Annotated in this window: 2 protein-coding genes; both read right to left on the bottom strand. The window is 60.6% G+C overall.

Going from position 1 to position 14,763, the window contains the following annotated elements:
- Nucleotides 1-16: 16 nt before the first annotated feature.
- The gene (locus tag AAEZ10_RS16065) at nucleotides 17-7,375 is read right to left on the bottom strand and encodes a dermonecrotic toxin domain-containing protein (RefSeq protein WP_350570031.1); all 7,359 of its coding nucleotides are present in this window, start codon (nucleotides 7,373-7,375) and stop codon (nucleotides 17-19) included.
- Between the two features lie 133 nt (nucleotides 7,376-7,508).
- Nucleotides 7,509-14,666 carry an NEL-type E3 ubiquitin ligase domain-containing protein gene (locus tag AAEZ10_RS16070; RefSeq protein WP_350570033.1) on the bottom strand — a complete coding sequence of 2,386 codons (7,158 nt, stop codon included), beginning with the start codon at nucleotides 14,664-14,666 and terminating at the stop codon, nucleotides 7,509-7,511.
- Between the last annotated feature and the right edge of the window lie 97 nt (nucleotides 14,667-14,763).

Consider the following 14,763-nt stretch of genomic DNA (forward strand, 5'->3'; position numbering starts at 1 on the left):
AGGTCCGCTCGATCACTCAGTCGCGGCGCCACGAAGGCCCGGGTTTCGGTGACGACGGGGGCGCTGGCGACGCTCCCGCATCCTGCGACGCCAGGCTCTCCAGCTCTGTGCGAGTCAAAGCCTTGAGTTTCTCGATACGCGCATCCGCCAGTTCGATTTCAAGCACCCTCATCGCGTCCAGATAATCGCTGTTATCTCTGTCCGGGTAGGCATCCTCGACCGCTTCGTGCCGCCTGGTAGCGTCGCGTTCAAGTGCCTCGAACGCCTCGGCGTGGCGATCCTGCAGATAGCGGATCCAGTAGTCCCGCGCAATCAGATCCTCCAGAAACATGGGTGATGCCTCGTCCGCGAGAACCGAGGCACGCGCATCGAGCAATCGTCGCCCGCGAATCGGTGAGGCGTACAACATGTGTTCGGGTTGCGCCGGCAACTCCAGGTCGTCCGGCCAGCCGCGTGTCATGGCGATGCGGTATTGCAGGCGAACTTCCGCGCGATCCTTGTTCCTGGCGGCGGCTTCGGCCAGTCGATCCACCCTTTCCAGGCGAAACAGCCGTCGAGTCAGATCAAGCAGCGCTCTGCCGCGTTGCAGCTGACGATGCCGCGGAATGTCGCGCAGAGCGTTGTATTCATAGACGCGGGTCTCCAGTTCGCTGAACGACAGGATCCGGCCATCGGGGCACGTGCCGTGGGTTTCGGCGTTGAAAAACAACAGCTCGCGCAGTTCAGCGTTTTCCGTGGCAGCCTGGATCACTTGCCAGACCCGGTGGGTCAGATCGGCACCGGCAAACCTGAATTCCAGGGTGTCGGGCAAGGTCGAGAGCAAATGAAAGAACGCCTCATGGTTGGCCTGTCGAGCCAATTGCAGCCATAGCGCTTGCCGCGCTGCACGCGCATCTGCATGCGTATAGGTCATCCATATATCCATCGCCGGCGCCGCCACGTCCTGCGCCGGATTGGCAATCACCTCCGCGGCCTCCACACCGGCATGCATATCCACGGGCCTGCTACTGCTACCGCCACCGCCTCCGCCACGCGGATCATCACCATCGTCGCTATCGGAGTCGGGGTCCGAACCCCGATCCGAATCCGATTCGGATCCGCTATCGCTTTCCGAGTCGCTCATACGTTCGGCGATCAAGCGCTGCAAGGACTCCGGCGTGTAGCCCAGCACCTCACTGCCGCCATGCGCGACGCTGTAGTCCCTGATCTGCTCCAATGCGTTAAGCGACAGCGAGTTCTCCGACAGATCGGTGCCTGCCACGAGCGCCTCATGATTGCCGCCCAACAGCCGGTCCGGGAAAACCATGATGTTGTTGCCCGACAGGTCCAGCCTTTGCAGATGCGCCAGTTCAAGCACGCCTTCAGGCCAGAAATCCAGGCCGTTCTGGCCGAGGTTGAGGGTTTGCAGACTGCTGAAGGTTGCGGCGTTGAATTCTTCCAGCCGATTGTGACTAAGGTCGAGCCAGCGCAGCCGCGCCCCGCTCGCGTGCTGATACACCGATTGCGCCACGGCCAGGCGATTGCCGCTCAATTCCAGCCGTTCGAGCCGGCTCAGACCGCCGACAGCTTCCGGCAGGCGTGCCAGGCCCGTGCCATTGAGTGTCAGCGTGGTCAACTCAGGAAACGCCGGGCAAAAGAGGTTGAAACTCTCGACGGAAAATTTAGCCCCGGTCAGGTCCAGCGTCCGCACATGGGAAAACACGTTCGACAGCGCAGGCAAATCACCCAAGCCGCCCGCTGACAGGCTCAGCGTCCGTCCGGCGGATTCGGTATGGCCGGTGAGCCCGTCCCGCCAGCAAGCGCGGATCCTGGAGGCATCAAAGAATCTTGTTGACGACGCCCCTTCACCAGCCCCTTGCGCCGGGTTGAAGATCCAGCCGTTCAACTCACGCGTCAACGCCTCGTTACTTGCTCGCCACTGATTCAGTCTGCCGACCATTTGCTCAGGGGACAGGCCTTCAGTGCGCAAACGCTCAACGCTGGCCTGGGCCTTTTCAAGCGACAGTGACGGAAAGATTTCCAGCACTGCGCGATGCATCTCGGTGCCTTGCTGAATGACCGAGACAGATGGCAATGGCAAGAGATGAGCGGCGCGATTGAGTGCCGTGTCAGGCGTGGCACCGCTGGAACCGGCGGGTATCGATGGCGCTTGCGATTCGAACCGTTGCAGCGCCCCTTCGGGCAAACCCAAGGTCATTTCGATACGTCGCTGCGCCGCCTTTAGGCTCGCTTCGCCGCTGACACTGAAGCGGTTGTTCAGCAGCCGGGTCTTGAGCAGCACAGCGTTGTCGGCAAGCACGTGATCGGGGAGCGAACCGATGGTGTTATGCCGCAAATCCATTGCTTGCAAATGCGCCAGGTTCTCCGCCCCCTTCGGCCACACATTGAGCCCGTTTGAGCTGAGGTTCAGCGTCCTGAGGCCGGTCAGGCGAGAAACGTCCAGTGTGTCCAGCCGATTGAGGCGGGCATTGAGATGTTCGAGATTGCTCAGCGCGTCGAATTGACTTTGCACCTGAGGGGTCACGGCGATTCGGTTGAAAGACAGGTCCAGCTGTGCGAGCCGGGGCAAATCGGCTGGCCGCACCGGCACTTCGGTCAATCCGCAGGCGGTGACCTCCAGGCTTGTGGCGCCACTGAACGCCTGGAGAAAGCCGCGGATCTGTTCGACCGGCACAGTCAAGCGGTCCAGCCGAACCCGCTGTACATGAGCAAACGTACCGGCCGGCAATTGCGGCAGCTCACTCACCGACTCCGCGCCCAGCGCCCAGGCGGTGTCAACCAGTTCAAACATGCTGGCGTCGTCCAGATCGCTGGCGGATATCCAGTCCTCAGCATTGAAGGGACGAACGTCATCGTTCAAGCGATAACGCCGGCGTATGGCCGCGCGCCAGTTTTTTTCCAGTGCACGAACCACCCGGGCATTGGGCGGCGCTTGCCAGCGCGCTGCCGGCGTCGCCGTACGCAACTCTGCGGATGCGCTGGCCTCGTAGAACTGGCGGAAAATTGCGCTGTGCTCCACGCGCAGAATCTCCACGGCTCCAAGTCGGGTCTCCGGTGTGTTCCACAGACTCATGATGCGCTGAGGTAACGGGTTGAGACGGCCGGCCTCACCCGTCAGAAACTGCAGTTCCCCGGCGCAGTAGCGGCGGACCATCAAGTCCAGATCAACCAGATGCCCCCATTCCCCCATGTAGTTTTTCACATAGTCGTAAGCCGGTTTGAACGCTCCGTGGGAGAACCTCGACCAGTCCAGGGACAAACCGGCCCAGAGTCTCTCGTGCCCGACATAAAGGGTCTGTGGAAGGGATGCGATGGCGGTTTGCGTCAGATCCAGACGCTCCAGCTCAGGCAGTTGTTCCACATAAGCCGGCCACTGCGTCAGGCCCGGCGCTTCAATCTTGAGTTTCTTCAGTCGTTCAAGGGGAGCCAGGTCCAGCTCGGGCGGGCTGCCTGCGCCGCCGGGAAAATCGAGATGAAGCTCCTCAACCGCGGTCAGGCTACGCAATCTTGTCGACAGATCGGCAGCCATCACCCGCGCTGGCGTTCGGAACTTGAGCTTTTTCAATGCGGACATGCGGGTCACGCTCAGGGGCAAGGTCGTCAGTGACTGCTCGTGCTCCATGTAGGTGCCGAACAGACTGCCCCGCTCCCCCAGCGACAACTTTTCGATATTGGCAAATCGCTTCAGGAAGGCATCGGCGTTGGCGTCGGTCAAACCTCCGCCGCCAATCGACAGTTCACGCACGTGAGCAAAGTCGACGGTCATCTCTGGCAGAGGATCGTAGGTGAGAATCGACAGTTGATCGGCACCCGCGACCCCAGTGGACAAAGCGTTGCGCCAGCAGGTTTTCAGCGCTTGCGCGGTGCGAAACTTGTAATTTGTTCCGGAGCGTTCCCAGGGCGCCGCCGTCGCTGTCCCCGCCCATTCATCCAGCGTCGCATTGAGCTGTTCCCACTCACGCCGACGTGATTGCAACAGCTCGAAAATGGCCCGGTCGTTTTTTCCTGCCCGATACTGGTCAAGGAGGAAGCCACGAGCCTGTTCGTCGCTCAATTGCGGGTAGATATCCTGCACGTGAGCCAGCAGGTTCGGTGCCAATCCGGCGCCGCGTCCACTGGCGGGATAACCGATCAAGGTAGCGTTCACCCGCACCGGCGGTTTTATCCACTTGACCTGAGGCGCCAGCAACGCGGGTGCATCAGCCTGGTGCTGGTCGGCGTGATCGATGATCTTTGCTTGCAACTCTGCGGACTGCCCGACCTCAGGGACACCGAGGCTGCGGCGCGCATGATCAGGCAGGGCATGCATGATCGACGAGTAAAAATTGTCGCCGTTGCGAGGCAGGCTGTTGAGTGCCTCACCGCGCTCGTTGTATGCCTGAAACTGAACGCCTGTTTTGATCAGGTATTTTTTCTCGCTGGCGGTTTCACTGCCGATGCTGTCGCGCAGCATGCCGGCTTCGTGGCCTTCGCGTACTTCAATGCGAAGGCTGTCGGGCCAACCCGCCAATTGCTCCAGCGTGTGCAACGCCAGGCGCCGGCTGTCCGCAGAAGCGACGTTTTCGCTGCGCAGACCGGCATATGCCGCTACCTGTCGACTTTGCCGCGCGTACCAGCGGGCCTCCTCCAACAGGCGCAGCGGTACTCGTTGCCCTGAGCCGAGTCGCTGAAGATCATCGGGTCGACCATGTGCCAGCACCGTTTGCGCCGCCGGTTCACTGAGTCCCGGGCAGGCCTTCTGCAAGCGCGCAACCTGCGGATCGACGGGGTCGGTCCCCGAATGAATGCTGTCGTAAATCGCCGGCTGGCGGGTGTTGGCGTAGTCGGCGATCTGCTTGCCAAACTCTGCCGGTCGGCCATCGCGCACGCGTGCCCCCTGCTCGCCGAGGAGCCGAGTGATTTCTGACTCGTCCAGTCCTGCGAGAATACGTGCTGGCAGTTCACCGCTGAAGATATCGGCCCGCGATATCTGAATGGGTGGCTTGACGCCGACATCGCGAAACCGCCGCGCGGAGCCATACCTGACGAACTTGCCGGACAATTGCTCGCCGTCGAAGACTTCCAGCACCCGGTTCTCCGGCCAGCGCGGCATTTCGGTGATCAGCGGCAACGCGTAGAGGTACAGTTCATCGATCGGTTTTGTCCCGCGCAACTGCTCGACAACCAGTGCCGCGTTGCCGTCTGCTTGCATCATGCGCATGGCCTGGGTCAGTTCCGGTGGCGGCAGCGAAGAATCAATGTGCATCTTGCGCAGCGCGGCTTCACTGACACCGCTGATATCGGCAGCCTTGATCAGCTGTGCATCGGAAAAAGCTTCGGTTGCATGGCCGATACGCCGCAAAAGGGTCAGACGATCCCAATCCTGCGGACGTTCCAGAGTATGCCGCCAGGCACCGCTGCCATTGCTGTGGAGCACCGGCTGCCAGGCGTTGATGTCGGTCGGATGGCTGATCCGCCATTTGCCGATCGATTCATCGAAAAACTGCTCATAGACCTTGCCGCTCTGGCGAATATAGGTTTTACCCTCAAGCACGTGCTGGCCGGCACTGTTTGGCCCGGGACTGGCAGGCAGTGCGACAGCCGACTCGTAAGCGCTCAGGTCGGGTTTCCACAGCCGGGTTTCGCCGTTGGGCAACTTCACCGGATGCAGATTTTCAATGACCGGCACGGCTTTGGCGCTTGAGATTTTCCTTACTGCGGCGCCCACACCGGCCATCAGCGCAATCTGCGCAAGGTTTTCCGCCACATCGATCAAATGATCCTTCGCCGCACGCCGATCGCCCTCGGCCCATTCGATTGCGCCCTCAAGCGTTTCATAGAGCAGTTGCCCGGCCATCACCACCATCATCACTTCGCCCAACACAGGCACGAACATCGAGACCATGTTCAGACCGAGCATGCCAAGTTGCATCAGATGGGCCAGTTTGGCGTCCCTTGCTCGCGCGTCTACCTCGGCAGTCGGTACCGCATGGCTTCGGGCATCATCGATCAGCTTGGTGCGGTTCTGGCTATAGAGGTATTGCCACAGATCCTCGTTGGGAGCCCAAAGTCCCTGCCCCTTGCGTCCCAGGGTGGACGGTGCGATGTAAGGGTCCGCCACTGGCTCCCATTTGACCTGGCGTTCGGGCGGTACCTGCTGAATGCGGGTGAACGCCGAGCCGGCGGTGAAGCCTTGCAGCACCGACAGCCATGGCGAGCGCAGCAGATCCCAGCCATCGCCGGGTGAGTCAGGCGCCTTTTGCCTGAACTGGCTGAAATACTCGGGACGCTGGTCATAAGGCAGGAACTGGCTGAGAAAGCGCTGGTAGGCGGTGGGCTCCGCGCCCGTCTGTTGCAGAGCGTCGCGTGCAGTGAGCAAGCGTTTGAGCTCGTCGCGCATCTGCTGGAACGTGTAGCGCTTGAGCGGATGTTCAGGATCGTGCGGGATGTAGAGAATCAGTTCGTCGGTATAGCGGTATTTCTCGCAGATGACGAACGCGACGCAGCCGGTGAGTCTTTTTTTCATCAACCCCAGGTCCTTGAACCAGACCTGTTTTTTACCCATCCAGGGATGCATCTCGCCGTCAATCACCGAGACGATCATCGCGTGATCCGCCGCCTCGATATCCTTTTGCAACAGCGCCTGCTCGGCCGCAGCGCGCAACGTCGCCTTCTGTGCGGCGATGAAGCGTTCGGCAAGCACTGCCTCTGCCACCGTTTCCTCAGGATGAAAGAATCCTTGCAGGTAAGTCTGGTATTGCTGGCCGATATCCAGATCGCGGCAAAGGTGCAGAAACTGGCTGACCGAAATACCGATGCTCACATGGTCGAACGTCTGCGCCGTGGACCCTGCCACCACAAAACCTGAGCTCGAATGGTAGGTCCCTTCGCATTCGCCAGCTTCGAAGTTGTGCAGTGCGGCTTCCAGCAGCGTTAGCTTGAGCACCTCGAATGAGGCCAGTTCGATTTGCTGGATACCCATCTCCACCGGGCGGCGCAGACACAGCAGCGTTTTGTCGACATCAATATCCAGCGAGTGTTTGTCTTTCAGCGCTTTGATGACTAATGGCCGGGCAAACGTCTCGACGTCCTGAAGTTTCGCCATGCGCTTGTCGAGACTGTTCTGGGCGATGACACTGGCCTTGAACGTGTCGTCCACGGTTTTGCGCTGGGCCGGCGTCGCATCCTGATACCAGGCTGGCAATGCTGTCGCAACCGCCTTGAAGGCTTCGCGCCGTTGCGGCGAAGCGTCGGTCAACCATTGCGGGATCGAAGCTTCGAGAAACTCGCCGTGCAGGCTTTGCGTTGCAACGAGCTTTACTGACCGACTGGCGTCTGCCGGCTGATCGGTCGACGCAGGCTGCGTCGACACGGGTTTTGGGGAAATAGCGCTCATGGTCACTCCTTGTTGATGGAGCGCTCAGCAAACCATGTCGCGTTATCGCTTCTGCGTTATCCGGGTATTGCGCAACCAGCAGTGGTAAGCGGATGTGACTTGTCCTGCCTCGGACCGCCTCAGCAAGGTGCCCTCAGGAACCGGATGTTGGTGGCAGGCGGCCGGGTTGTTCGGATTCCGCAGCGAAGCTGCTCAGCTCGCTGATCACCCGGCGTGTCAGCTCGGCGCGTTTCTGTGTGCGCAGCACGTCCATGGCCTTGCCCAACCTGTTCAGCTCAAGGTCGTATTCTTCGGAACTCAGTTCATTGCGGGCGAGACGCTGATTGAGCTGGTCCCACAGTTGCTGGCGTCGCTCATCAACCGCAACGTCCACCGCGGCCATCTCTTGTGGGTGGAGATCTTGCAGGTAAGAGATCCAGTAGTCGCGCTCTGCCATGCTTACGGACAGCGCATCGGTGCCCTCTGCCTCAAGAATCGAGGCGCGGGTGTACTCGAGCAGTTCATCACTCAGCGGAACGTCATAAATCATCGACGCGGGCTGGCCCGGTAAATCGACACCGTCGCCCCAGCCGCCCGTCAAACCGATACGATATTTAAGGCGCACTTCAGCACGATCCATACCCAGACCGGCGGCTTCAGCCAGCGTCTCGACGCGATCCAGGCGAAACAGTTGCCGCGACAGACGCAGCAGCGCCCGACCTCTGGACGCCATTCGATTCAACGGAATGTCACGCAACTGGTGATAGACCGCGACCCGCACTTCCAAATCACTGAATGTCAGAATCCGCCCGTCCGGACAGGTGCCGTGGGTCTCGGCGCCCTGAAACAACAGCTGCCGCAGTTCGGTATTTTCCTCAGCGGCCTCCATGACACGCCAGACTCTTTGCGTCAGATCGCCTCGCACCTGCCTGTAGTCCTGCGTATCGAGCAACAAGCGCAGCAACTGGAAAAACCGCTCGTGATTCGGCTCTTGCGCCAATTGCGCCCAGAGCTCGGTTCTTCGCGCAACCCACTGCGGATCGCTGTCCACAAGCCACGGATCGCGTGAGCGTGGCGCAACATCGTAGGCTGGATCAAAAACTTTCTCGGCAGGAAATACCTGCGCATGGGGATCGTCGACAACGCCACCAGCGTGATCGGTTGGAGCACCGTCTTCGGGAGTCCCGAACAGATCACCGAACACCTGACGGTTGATCATCGTCTCAATCTGCGCGCGCGTCATGCCCAGCACATGCGGTATGGCGCGCTCGCGGCTGTAACGCCTGAGGTCTTGCAATGCAGAAAGCGACAAATTGCGGTTTTCTGACAGATCCGAGCCTGCGATCAGACCCGAATGATCACCATCGAAAAGCGCCGTGGGGATTTCCGCGATTGCGTTACCGCTAAGGTTCACGGCCTGCAACCCGGGCGCCCGCAACACTCCGTCAGGCCATTCGCTCAGTTGGTTGTAGCGCAGATCCAGAGACTCGATTACGCCATAATCGGGCGGATTGAAAACACGAAGTTCGTTGTAACTCAAATCCAGCGTGCGCAGCTGCGAGTTGCCCAGCAAAGGGTAAACACTCGTCGCACTGCGCAAGCTGCAATACTGCATGTCCAGGCGGGTGAGATGACGCATGTGCAGCACCGGCGCAGGCACCGCGCCCAATTCGTTACCACTCAGATACAAGGTCTCGAGGTCGGGAAAACCGTCGAGAAAACCCGCGCTCCCCCGCGCCGTGATTCCTGCACCGCTCAGATCCAGCGTCGTCACGCCCGGAAACTGCACCACAAGCGCCGGCAGTTCTCCGGTCTGCAATCCTGCCAATTCGAGCTCCAGACCGTCGCCGCCGGGGTGTCGGGTCAGGGTGTCGCGCCAGGTCTCGCTGATTCGCCGGGCCACCAGCGAACGCACTTGCGCACTGACCAGGACAGTGTTCGTTCGTACTTCCCTGGTATAGAGCCAATCGTTCAACTGACGGGTCAGCGCCTCGCAGCTCAGATGCCATTGGCTGATCTGCGCATCGATCTGAGCGTCATTCAAGGCCCGTGTTCGCAGCACCAGCAGACTGCGTTGCGCTCGTTCGCGATTGAGGATCACCGCCAACCGCTGCAAGTGCCCCGAAGCGCCTGAGCTGACAGGCGCCGGCTGCGGGAGTGGCAGGAGCAGATCACTGAACGAACCGCCGGTTTCCAACGGCGGAAAATGCTCTGGCACCGGCTCTGCGGCGAAGCGTGACAACGTGCCCTGGCCCAACCCCCGCTGCTGCTCGATGCGCTGCAGCGCCGCGTGAAAAGCTGCCTCACCGTCGGCACTGAAGGCGTTGCCCGACAGATTCGTCCTCATCAATGCGTCAGGATGCGCCAGCGCTTGCGGCGACAGGCACGCGATCCGGTTGTCTCGTAAATCGAGCCATGACAGCCGTGGCAGAGTTTCCGCCCCGGTGGGCCAGGCCAGCAAATCCGTCGATCTCAGATTCAAGGCCTCGAGCCCGCTCAAAGCCGTGGCATCGAGTCGCCCCAGCGGGTTATGGCTCAGGTTCAGTCGTACCAGTTGTGGCAGCGCATTGAGTTGGCGCTGGACCATTGCCGTCACCGTGATTCTGTTACCCGACACGTCGAGCCGACGCAGCGCGGGCAACGCCTGCGCTGCAAAAGGTAGCTCGGTGAACATGCATCCCCCCAGCTCAAGGGTTTCGATATGACTGAAGGCGCGAATAAAATCCCGCGCCTGGCCGGAGGGCACGTTCAGCCCTCCCAGACGCAGCGTGCGCACATGGGCGAAACTGCCGGCCGGCAACGAAGGAAGCTCGACACCGGTGGTGGCACCGGGCAGCTCGACGAAGCTAAAGCGCTCAACGTCGGTCGCCAGGCCATAGCGCTGACGAATCGCACCGTGCCAGCTGCTTTTCAGCGTATGTAACAGGTCCGCGCTGGCCCCTGTCGACCAGCGCCGCGCGGGCGCTGCATAGCGTGATCCCTGGCGCGGGGATGGCGGATAAAACGCGGCGAAGATGGCCTCATGTTCGGCCCGAAGCTGCTCGATCGCCGCTACCCTCGCCGACGGTGTTGACCAAGCCGCATTGAATGCCTGCGGCAAAGGGTCGGCGCTATCCGGGGCGACGGCCATGCTATCGAGTTCGGCGCGGCAATAGTCACTGACCATCTGATGCACATCGAGCAGGTGGCCGCGCGGGCCGGAGCGGCGGCTGACAAACTCATAGGCCCGACGGAACGTCGCTGGGGTGACACGCGACCAATCCAGCGATAGCCCGGCCCAGAGTCTGTCATGGCCGCTGTAGAGCGAGTCGGGCAAGGTTTCGATCAAGGTGTGCGTGAGGTCAAGGCGTCTGAGCTGCTGAAGTCGTTCAACGTATGCCGGCCATCGCCATAACGCGTGGGGCGCATCGATGCGTAATCTGCGCAGTCGTGTCAGCGATTGCAGGTCAAGACCATGCAAAGTGGTGGAATCGAATCCGTGATAGTCGATGCGCAGTTCCTCCAGTGAAGTCAGTCCACCCAGCCTTCGCGCAAAGCTTTCCGAGAGCAATGGCGCATCGGTAGAGAAACGCAGACGTCTCAGCCCGGGCAGCCGCTCAACCGCCTCCGGCAATGTGCTAAGCGGTCGGGTGACAGGTGTCTGGCCATAGCGCCTCAATTCACCGAGCCATAAATCAGTGACATTCGGGAACGCCGCCAGAAACCCGTCCGCATTGGCGTCGGTTATGCCGATGCCGGTGATGGCCAGTTCGCGCACGTGGGGAAAGCCTGTACTCAGCTCGGGCAAAGGCGTGTCGCAATGGATTGTCAGGCGGGCCGCCTCCGCCGCCTGCCCCTCCAAGGGACCATTACGCCATGTCTCTCGCAGTGTCTGTGCCAGTTGCGCCCTGTGCGTTGCAGTGCGGCTATCACTCGGCGCTGCCTGCCATCGCTCAAGTGCAACGTTCAACGCGTCCCAATCCTGGCGGCGAGATTCCAGTTCGAGCTGAATCTGCGCCTCACTCTGGCCGTGTTGCCGGGCGAGAAATGCCCGTGCCTGGCGCGACTCGGGGTATAGATGCGCAATGCGTGATTCGAGGGACGGATTGAGGCCTGTACCACGGCCACTGGCGTAATAACCCAGCAGTCGCGCGCCCACGCGTACCGGCGGTTTGAACCACTTTGCAGCCGGTGACAGCAATCGCGCAGCTTCGGCTCGATGAAGGTGGGCCGATTCGATGATTTTCTGTTGCAGCTCACCATGGGCGTTGCCGACAGACAATCCGATTGATGAACGTGTGTCCTCAGGCAACGCGTGCATGAGCGAACTGTAAAAGCTGTCCTGGACCCTCGAGACTCTGTTCAACGCCTGGGCGTGATCATTGAACGCTTGATAGAAAGGTCCGTTTTTCACCAGATAGCGTCTAACCGGCGCCATCGGCTCGCCGATGCTGTCGAGCAAGGTGCCAGTCACGCTCCCCTCGCGAACTTCCACACGCAGCGAGTGCGGCCAGCCAGACAATTGTTCCAGCGCGTGCAAAGCCAGTCGCCGACTGTCCGCCGACGCCAGGTTTTCGCTGTGCAAACCGGCAAATGCGCGGGCCTGGCGACCATGGCGGACATGCCAGCGAGCCTCTTCCAGCATTCTCAAAGGGGAACGCCCGGTCGCATCCATTCGGGCCAGCTCGTGCGTCGAAGCATGCTCGATCACATCCTGGGCAGCCACGTCGCTGAGACCGGGACATTCACGCTGCAACAGGCGCACGGGCGCACTCGGTGATTCGGTACCCCGATAAAGACTGTCAAAAATCGCCGGTTGACGCGTATAGGCGTACTCGGCGAGTTGTTTGCCGAACTCATCGGGCCGCGCCGGGCGAAATTGGGCAGCCGTTCGTCCAAGCAGATAGTTGATTTCCTGCTCTTGCAACGCAGCCAGAATCCGCGCCGGCATTTCCCCGTTCAACACTTGCGAACGTGTCAGGCGGATAGCGGGCTTGTGGCCCAAACCGGGCAGCGTATTCTGCGCACCATAGCGGATGGACGGCCCTGCTCCATGCGGATCAGCTGTCATCTCCAGAACCCGATCGGCAGGCCAACGGGGCATCTCGGTGACCAACGGGACTGCGTACAGGTAGTGCTCGTCGATGGGCCTGGCTCCGCGCAATTGCTCGACCATTTGCCTCGCCTGTGCATCGGCATCGAACAGGCGCATGGCGTCTCGCAGTTCAGGGGGCGGGGGCAACTGATTCAGATGCATCTTGCGCAGGGCGCCATCGCTGATACCGCTGATATCGGCCAGCGCCAGCAAGGTGTCATCGGAGTAACCATCGGTGAGGTGCCCGGTGCGTCGCAGCAGGGTCAAGCGATCCCACGCCATGGGCTGTTCCAGGCTCAGGCGCCAGGCACCGTGGCCGTTATGGCTGAGCAACGGTTGGTAAGCCAGAGAATCGGTGGGATGTTTCAACCGCCAGTGCCCGCTGGAGCGGTCAAACGTCTGCTCATAGAGCCTGCCGCCCTGGCGCATCCAGGTTGTGCCGGCGACGCGGTACTGCCCCGCCGCGTCGGGCCGCGACAACTTGCCGGGGATGAGCGCTTGTTCATAGCCGCGCAAGGTCGGCCGCCACAGGCGCCTCTTGCCATCAGGCAGCGTCACCGGGTGCAGATCTTCGATCACCGGCTCCGGTTTAACGGCTGTCACCCGATTGAATGTTGCTCCTGCGGCGGCCATCGCACCGATCTGCGCAAGGTTTTCAGCAACGTCGACAAGATGTGCCCTGGCGGCGTGTTTATCCCCCTCGCTCCACTCGATCACGCCTTCGACAGTTTCGTAGAGCAACTGGGCCGTCATGACAACCAGCATGATTTCGCCCAGTACCGGAACGAACATGGACGCCATGTTCAGCGCCAGCAGACCAAATTGCAGCAGCCCGGACAGCTTGGCATCGCGCGCCTTGGCGTCGACGTCGGCGGTAGGCACCGCGTGACCACGAGCGTCATTGATGACCTTGTCACGATGTTTTTCGTACAAGTACGCCCAGAGGTCGCTATTCCTCGCCCACGGATATACCTGAAGGTGCGGCATCAACGAAACTGCCACGTAAGGATCGGTATCCGGGACCATTTTTTGATATTTCGGTGAAGTCTTCCAGATCTCTACAAAAATCAACGTTGTCTGCAGAATTTTGCGCCACGGTGACGACAGCCAATCCGATGCGCCGTCTGCAGACTTTACGAATTGGCTGAAGTAATAAGCACGCTTCTCATATGGGAAGAACTGACTGAAGAATCGTTGATAGGACGTAGGGGCCGTGCTGTCCGCCTGTTGCGCATCGCGAGCACTCAGCAGGCGCTTGAAGGTGTCCTGCATTTGCGTGCCGGTATAGCGCTTGAGCGGGTGTTCCGGATCGTTGGGGACGTACAGAATTACCGCGTCCACCGGGCCATACTTTTGCGCGATCTTGAACACCACACATCCGACCAGCCGGTGCCGCATCAAGCCCAGGTCTTGAAACCACACCTGCTTGCCGCCGATTCGCGGGTGCCTTTCGCCGTTGATCACCGCGAGGATCATCGCGTGATCTTCAGGTTGAATATCCTTGGTCAACAGTGCGCGTTCGGCTGCCGCGCGCATGGCCGTTTTCTGACTGGCGATGAAGTGCCGGCGCAACTTCGCTTCCGCGGCCGGATCGACCGGATGGAAAAACCTTGTCAGATAAGCCTGGTACCGGGCACCGATATCCAGTTCGCGGCACAGGTTCAGGTAGTTCCTGACCGACACATTCACCGGAACAGCCTTGAGGGCACCTTTTACGGCGGTTGCGGTTGCGAAGCCAGAGCTGCTGTGAAAGGCGCCATAAGCACACTCATCACTTTCGAAGTTGTGCAACGCGGCCTGGAGCATCGGCAGCGTCAATGCCTCGAATGAGCCGATTTCCTCGCCGAGAATGCCAGCGCGTATCGGCCGCCTGAGGCACAACAGCGTGTTATCCAGATCCACGGCGACCTGATAGCGGTGTTTCAGCGCCTGCGCCAGGAGCGGCCGGGCGAAGGTTTCGATGTCTTTGAAGGTGGACATGGAGCGGTCCAGCCTCGTCTGAGCAATAAAACTCATCCTGTAGCTGGTATTGACCACCTGACGCTGGGCCGGCGTCGCTTGCGTGTACCAGCGCGGGAACATTGTCTGCGCCTGCTTGAGCTCGGTTTTCCTGTGCACCGGCGCCTGAATCAGCCAATGCGGCATCACGGATTCGAGCCAGGGTGCGTGGAGGCTCTCGGACGCCGCAGGTTTGAGGGGGCGCCCGGTTACGGTCGAAACGTCTGAATCGGTGGACATACATCGCTCCTGTAAATGGAGCGACAGCACATCACTGACGCCGCGCTGTCCGGCGGTACATGGCTATATCCCTTGCGCAAAAGTTGTAACGCGGCAT

Source organism: Pseudomonas sp. H26/SER47-MNA-CIBAN-0231 (assembly GCF_040310465.1).
Lineage (GTDB): Bacteria > Pseudomonadota > Gammaproteobacteria > Pseudomonadales > Pseudomonadaceae > Aquipseudomonas > Aquipseudomonas atacamensis.